This window comes from Kordiimonas lipolytica (assembly GCF_042651265.1).
Classification (GTDB): Bacteria; Pseudomonadota; Alphaproteobacteria; order Sphingomonadales; family Kordiimonadaceae; genus Kordiimonas; species Kordiimonas lipolytica.
Genome location: NZ_JBHSCR010000004.1, coordinates 127,408 through 133,813, shown reverse-complemented (window position 1 = coordinate 133,813; position 6,406 = coordinate 127,408). Strand labels below are relative to the sequence as shown.

General features: G+C 54.5%; 8 protein-coding genes. 6 read left to right on the top strand and 2 right to left on the bottom strand.

All coding sequences use genetic code 11. The features are described 5' to 3' along the window. Nucleotides 1–101: 101 nt before the first annotated feature. Entirely contained in the window at nt 102–599 is a 498-nt protein-coding gene (locus ACFO5Q_RS07770; protein ID WP_068149528.1) for an outer membrane protein assembly factor BamE, read from the bottom strand. Nucleotides 600–764: 165 nt separating this feature from the next. Here ACFO5Q_RS07770 and ACFO5Q_RS07765 point away from each other — a divergent pair, with 165 nt between their 5' ends. The 5 genes from ACFO5Q_RS07765 to ACFO5Q_RS07745 all read left to right on the top strand — a co-directional run bounded on the left by ACFO5Q_RS07765 (nt 765) and on the right by ACFO5Q_RS07745 (nt 3,991). Next, nucleotides 765–1,307: a ubiquinol-cytochrome C chaperone family protein gene (locus tag ACFO5Q_RS07765; RefSeq protein WP_068149525.1), complete on the top strand. Its 543-nt coding sequence runs from the start codon at nt 765–767 to the stop codon at nt 1,305–1,307. Beyond that, nucleotides 1,308–1,856 (top strand): YceD family protein, encoded by a 549-nt coding sequence (locus ACFO5Q_RS07760; RefSeq protein WP_068149522.1) that lies wholly within the window; start codon nt 1,308–1,310, stop codon nt 1,854–1,856. It abuts the gene before it with no gap. A 118-nt stretch (nt 1,857–1,974) separates the two neighbouring features. After that, the gene (plsX, locus tag ACFO5Q_RS07755) at nt 1,975–3,018 is read left to right on the top strand and encodes a phosphate acyltransferase PlsX (RefSeq protein ID WP_082719952.1); all 1,044 of its coding nucleotides are present in this window, start codon (nt 1,975–1,977) and stop codon (nt 3,016–3,018) included. Nucleotides 3,019–3,188: 170 nt separating this feature from the next. Next, complete coding sequence (locus ACFO5Q_RS07750; protein ID WP_068149516.1) at nt 3,189–3,479, top strand: integration host factor subunit alpha; 291 nt, start codon at nt 3,189–3,191, stop codon at nt 3,477–3,479. 41 nt (nt 3,480–3,520) lie between these two features. After that, nucleotides 3,521–3,991, top strand: a complete 471-nt coding sequence (locus ACFO5Q_RS07745; protein WP_068149513.1) for a MerR family transcriptional regulator — start codon at nt 3,521–3,523, stop codon at nt 3,989–3,991. On the opposite strand, the gene ACFO5Q_RS07740 is transcribed toward ACFO5Q_RS07745, so the two are convergent. Next, nucleotides 3,988–4,620 (bottom strand): helix-turn-helix transcriptional regulator, encoded by a 633-nt coding sequence (locus tag ACFO5Q_RS07740; RefSeq protein WP_068149511.1) that lies wholly within the window; start codon nt 4,618–4,620, stop codon nt 3,988–3,990. The two genes, ACFO5Q_RS07745 and ACFO5Q_RS07740, sit on opposite strands and share 4 nt — an antisense overlap. 180 nt (nt 4,621–4,800) lie before the next feature. Between ACFO5Q_RS07740 and ACFO5Q_RS07735 the strand changes: the two genes are divergently transcribed. Next, nucleotides 4,801–6,381: a Rieske (2Fe-2S) protein gene (locus ACFO5Q_RS07735; RefSeq protein WP_068149507.1), complete on the top strand. Its 1,581-nt coding sequence runs from the start codon at nt 4,801–4,803 to the stop codon at nt 6,379–6,381. Nucleotides 6,382–6,406 lie beyond the last annotated feature (25 nt).

Below are 6,406 nucleotides of genomic sequence, written 5' to 3'. Positions count from 1 at the left end.
AAAATCCTCATTCGCGCAAACGCAAAAATGAGGGATCACTATGCAGCCGCGCTTGACACATAACACCGCTGCTTTTTCTTTGTCTGTAATTTCTGGAGGTTTTAGCCGTTCGGGCCGCGGTTGCCGCCTTGGCTGCCCACAGGCGCTGATCCGCCAGCAAACCGGCCTACGCCGCCGAAGATCTGCTGGAAGAAGCCTTGTTTGCGGCCTTTTGTCGGTGTTTCGTCATTAACCGGGTCGACTTGGCGCATATCAGACAGGTCATAGTTGTTCACGTCGGTTACAACGCCGTTGTCATTAAACGCAACGGCCATCACACGGTGCTCCTGTGGGTCTGGCCAGAAAACCGGGCGGATGCGCACCGTAGTGGAAATATAATACCAGGTTTTGTCGTCAAACGTGGCGCGGACAGTTGGTGTCCCAAGCGTTGATTCAACGGACTGACGATTGTCAACGCCGGGTTGGATAGCGTCTGCAAGTTCCTTGTCGAAAATATAGCCCCGGATCATGGCCCGGTTACCGCATGCGGACAAGGCAACACCGGCCATAAGGCAGAGAGCCAGCGGTTTCGCTTGTTTCGCAAGAAAGGTCTTATTCATGTACTATCCTTATTTCCGAGACTGTTCGGATAAAACTTCCTGTGCTTTAATAACGGCCACCGTTGCGCGGCGCAAGGCTCCGTGTTAGAGCACGCCATAAATTTTGCACAAGTGATCCGTTGTTCCTCTTTTCCTTGAAGATTGGGGCGACATCAAGGAGGCGCCATGTTTGCGCGACTTTTTTCTCTGTTCCAGAACAAAGAGCAGGCATATGCGGTCTATGGCAAGCTGGTTAGCCAGGCCCGAAATCCGGTGTTTTATCAGGATTTTGGTGTGACGGATGATATCGATGGCCGGTTTGACATGATCCTGCTGCATCTTTTTATCGTGGATCGCCGGTTTGAAAAAGAAGGCGATGCTGCAAAGAAGATACGCAGGCAGCTGCAGGAGGTCATGATTGCCGACATGGATCGCTCGCTCAGGGAAATGGGTGTGGGCGACATGTCTGTTGGCAAGGAAGTCAAGAAGATGGGCGCCGCCTGGTTCGGCAGAGTCAAAGCCTATTCCCGCGCCATTCTGGCCGACGCACCCAAACCGGGTCTTGCAGCTGCGATCGCTAAAAATGTTTATAAGGGATCGGAAATAAACAAGGCCGAGCAATTGGCGGATTATGCGCTTGAGGCCTTGCAGAAATTGGCAGGCTGTAGCTTCGAAGAAATGCTTACGTCGCAGTTCGAGTTTCCGGATATCAAGGTGGAGGCGAAATAAATGACTGATAAACATTCGTTGGATTGCAGCATAAAGATTGCAGACCTTGAGCGGGAGCCCAAACAGTTCAAGCTGGTTGCGACGGAAGCTCAGTGCAAGGACCTTGCTGAAAGATTTGATCTTGTTGCCATCGAGTCCCTTTCGGGTGACATGTCCGTTTGGGACGAGGGCGCCGACAGCGGTGTGCACGTCAAAGGATCTATCTCCGCAAAACTGACCCAGCGGTGTATCGCATCGCTGAAGCCGGTCGAAGAAACACTCGAGACCGATTTCGAGCTGATGCTGGTTGATCCGGCCATGGCTGACCGCATGGATGACGAGGGTGTGTATCTTGATCCGGATGCGCCGGACTATGATGCCCTGGAAGGCGATATAGTTCCTTTGGGTGAGGTGCTGGCCCAGACCCTGTCGATTTCGATGAACCCCTACCCAAGAGCCGAAGGCGCTGAGCTTGAAACAAAGAAACTTTCCGGCGTGAGCGTTAACGAACCCGAGCTTGAAAAGCCCAATCCTTTTGCCGTTCTCGCGAAAACGCGCGACGAATCTTGAAGTGCAGAACAAAATCGCTATGGTCATAGCAAATGAAAATGCCGAATGCGCATTGAGGGATGCGCTTTAGGCTTTATAATAACCCGCGAGACCAACGCGTTAGACTGGATACATATACGTGGCAAAAAATATAACGATCGCCGTCGATGCCATGGGGGGCGACCATGCACCTGACATGGTCATTGAAGGTATTGCGCAGGCCCGGACACTCTTTCCCGGCACACAGTTCCTTGTTTTTGGGGATGAGGCGAGGGTTCAGCCACTTCTGGACCAGCACACTGACCTGAAGGCAGCAAGCACTCTCGTCCACACTGATGAGGTCGTATCATCCGATATGAAGCCTTCACAGGCGCTCAGGAAGGGACGTCAGTCCTCCATGGGGCTTGCCATTCAGGCCGTGAAAGATGGTACAGCCGATGTAGCCATTTCTGCCGGCAACACTGGTGCGCTTATGGCGCTCGCCAAGTTCCTGCTCCGGACCATGCCCGGAATCGACCGACCAGCGCTTATTTCCCCGTTACCCACGCTTCGTGGTGAAAGCGTCATGCTGGATCTTGGGGCTAATGTGGAATGTGACAGTAACAACCTGGTGCAGTTCGGCATTATGGGTGCTGCCTATGTGCGTACGGTGCTTGGGCTTTCAAAGCCAACCGTTGCGCTTCTCAATGTGGGCGTTGAAGATCTAAAGGGCAAGGACAGCATCAAAGCTGCTGCAGATGTTCTACGGGCATCGAAGCACCTGCCACTGGACTTCGCCGGGTTTGTCGAAGGCAATGACATCGCCACGGGCGAAGTGGATGTTGTCGTGACCGACGGTTTCACCGGCAATGTTGCGCTCAAGACTGCGGAAGGGACAGCCCGTCTTGTGACTGATCTTCTTGGGCGGGCTTTCCGGTCATCCATGTCCACGAAACTTGGGTATCTGTTGGCCCGGCATGGGCTTCGCTCCCTTCGGGACCACCTTGACCCCAACAACCACAATGGCGGCGTGTTCCTTGGGTTGAACGGTCTGGTGATGAAAAGCCATGGCAGCGCCAACGCGCATGGGTTTGCTTCTGCGGTCACCTCAGCCATCGATATGGCGCAAAATGACCTGATTCGGCTGATCAGCGAAGATTTGCAGCGTATTGTGGATGATGAGGCTGCTGCCGGAGCCGCATAATTCCAGTGTTTGAGGTGTTAAATCCCGTTTTCTGGCCCAAAATATAAGGGCGGGGATATAAACCCTTCTAAATATTGACTAAAAGCCGACAGGCGCGTTGACTCGCTTCCGCGCTTGGATTAGCTTTTTTAGTAACAGGTAATTTGCCTATTCACCAGCAGGGGGCAGACATGAGCGACAACACACTTACTCGTGCGGATCTGACGGAAGCAGTTTACGAAGAGGTCGGGCTGTCGAGGAACGAGTCTGCTGACTTGGTCGAAGCGGTTCTCGGTGAAATCTCAGACTGCCTTGTGACTGGTGAGAATGTGAAAATCTCCTCGTTTGGCAGCTTCCTTGTGCGCCAGAAAAACGGTCGCATGGGACGTAATCCCAAAACGGGTGAAGAAGTGCCGATCGACCCTCGGCGTGTTCTTGTTTTCCGGCCTAGCCAGGTCATGAAAGACCGCATCAACACCTGAGGTCAGCCTCGGATCTTAACCAGGGTCTAAAGGAGACGGTTGTGAGTGAGACTGCGTCAGGTCTTGATCGCCCACGAGGCGGCAAGGGCCGCGAAGCTTTCCGTACCATATCCGAAGTGGCAGACGAACTGGACTTGCCACAGCATGTGCTCCGTTTCTGGGAAAGCAAGTTTACGCAGGTCAAGCCGTTGAAGCGTGGTGGCAACCGCCGCTATTATCGTCCTGATGATGTGACCCTCCTTAAAGCGATCAAGAAGCTCCTGCATTCGGATGGCTATACCATTCGCGGTGTTCAGAAGCTGTTCAAGGCGCAGGGCGTGAAAGCCACAATCTTTGAAGCGCTCGATTTGTCGGACAATGGTCTGGAAGCTGCAGCACCAACGGTGGCATCTGCGGTTGAGGTACCCGCCCCTGAAGAACAGCCTACAGAGATGGATACAGCAGTATCTGACACGGCAGCCTTGCGTGACGTACTGATGCGCCTGAAGGCCTTGCGGGATCGGCTCGCCTAACCTTCCTGGTTTTTTGGTGTGATCTTGTAGGCACAGCGTTTGCCGCCACTGAGCAGATGTTCTGTACGTTCCACTTCAGCTTCATTTGCAAGCAATTCTTTGAATAAGGTCAGTTCTTTGCCGCACAGGCCACTACAGGCTTTGGCCGCTTCGCAGATGGGGCAGTGATTTTCCAATAGGAAAAGCGCTCCGTCCTTTTCCACGGTTTCTGCCATATAGCCTTCCCGGGCCCGTTCCGCGGCCAGAGCCTTTAGCCGGGCTTTCAAGTCTCGTTTACCCTCAAGGCTATGCTCATACCGGGTTTTCTGCTTCGCCGTCCGGTGGTTCACCAGTTTGGCGAGGCCATCTTCGCCGAACAGATCGCGCATGCTCTCAAGCAGGTCCAGCGACAGGTCCCGGTGTGCGTCTGGGAAATAGACATCCGCCTTTTCTGTCAGCTCCCACATCTTTGCTGGGCGACCGCGCCCTTGTGGTTTTGACCGGCACACAACGGCACCTTCGTCCCGCAACTGATACAGGTGCTGGCGAATTGCCATAGGGGTCAATTCCAGCTTTTCAGCCATGTCGTCAGCGCGGCAGGCGCCTGTGCGCTTGAGCTCAGTCAGGATGATTTCACGGGTAGTTTGCATGCTGTGTCCTTGGTTTGGTTTATTTTATAAAGAAAAATATTGAATAAATCAACAGGTCGCACTATATCGAAATTACTAAAGATAAAACTTTAGAAAATAGGAGGCTGCCATGGGTGGCGATTCAGTGTGGATAGAATACGGTCGCATCAGGGCCGAGTTACAGCAGCGAGGAGAGACGACATGGAAAAGCACGAAGCCAGCGCCGATAAAGATTGGAAAAATCTGGGCCCGCTTGCAGAGTTCGAGGAAAAGGGCCGCCATGTCCTGAAGATTGAAGGAAAGCAGATTGCGCTTTTGAGCACGGAAGCGGGGCTGTTTGCCATCAACAACCGGTGCCCCCACGAGGGGTACCCCCTTATTGAGGGCACATTGAACGATAGCTGCACCTTGGCGTGCAACTGGCACGGTTGGGCTTTTGATCTGAAAAGCGGCGAGGCGCTTCAGGGCCGGGATCCGGTCAGAACCTATCCGGTAGAGCGCCGGGGTGCCGATATCTGGATCGACCTGACGCCAATCCCGCCATCCGTTCAGGCGGCCAAGGCATACAGAGAGCTTGAAGAGTCACTCGGCGAGCATGACTATGAGCGTATCGCCAGGTGTTTGTGCCGCCTCGATAGGGCGGGTGTCGCTTATGAAGAGGTGGCGGCGCACGTGGTCCGGTGGTCGCTGCCCCGCTTTGAGCGCGGCTTTGGCCACGCCCACGCAGGCCTCGCCGATTGGATTGATCTGGCGGGGGCGGATAAGGATCTGCGGCTGGTTGCCTTTTTGGAGGCCATCGGGAACTTTTCCTGGGATGCGCTTTTCAGCCCGCCCCTTGAGGTGCCGACTGAGCCATTGCCATGGGATGCTGGTGCGTTTGTTCATGACCTAGAGGCAATGGACAGCGGTATGGCCTTGGCGCGTGTGCGCGGCGCTTACCATGAAGGATTGCGCTTCAGGGACAACAAACAAGCCTTTCTGGATTTCATCTTCAGCCATTATGCGGGCTTCGGCCACCCTGCCATTTATGCGGCCAAGCTGGAACGACTGAGCGCGCAGCTTGGCGAGGATGTCGAGGAAACGCTGGCGCTGCAACTGGCGCAGTATCTGTGTGTCGCCGCGCGAGAGGACCAGATTCCGGAGTTTCGTGGTTTCGCAGACTATCTGCAGGTTGAGCCCGGCACATCTCCCGTGCCTGGGGCGTCTGAGTTTCTTGGGCTTTCAGTGCGGAACGCGATGGCGCAGGCGGCAGCATCGCTCAGCAACCCAACCAAACTTTATGAAGCCCTGTTGGGTGCTGCAGCCCTGAACATGCTGGGTTTCGACCTCGACCTGCAGCACGGTGTCAGTCAGCCCATTGCAAACAATGTCGGCTGGCTTGATTTCACCCACGCGCTGACGTTCGGCGAAGCCGTTTATCAGCATGCATCCGATAGCCCGGCTTATTGGCAGTCAGGTTTGATGCAGATGGCCTGTTTTGTCGGACGCAACAGCGGCTATGTGGGTGCCCCGGATATCGCAGCATGGCAGGTGATGGACAAGGCGGATTTCCTTGCGAAACAGAAGGCTGCACTCTTCAATATGGATGAAGGCGACTATATCTACGGCGTGCACCGACTGAAGATGGTCTGCGCGGTAGAACGGCTGGACGCTATCGTAAGTGCAGAGACATCAAGGCTGCTGTTTGCTGCTCTCAATCGGTATCTCAACACACGGACGCGCCAACGTCATCCGGCGCGGGCGGCGTATCAGGCCAGCCAAAGCGTTTCAAGGGAAGGATAATTTTTCCGAAAAACCGTGTTGCGCT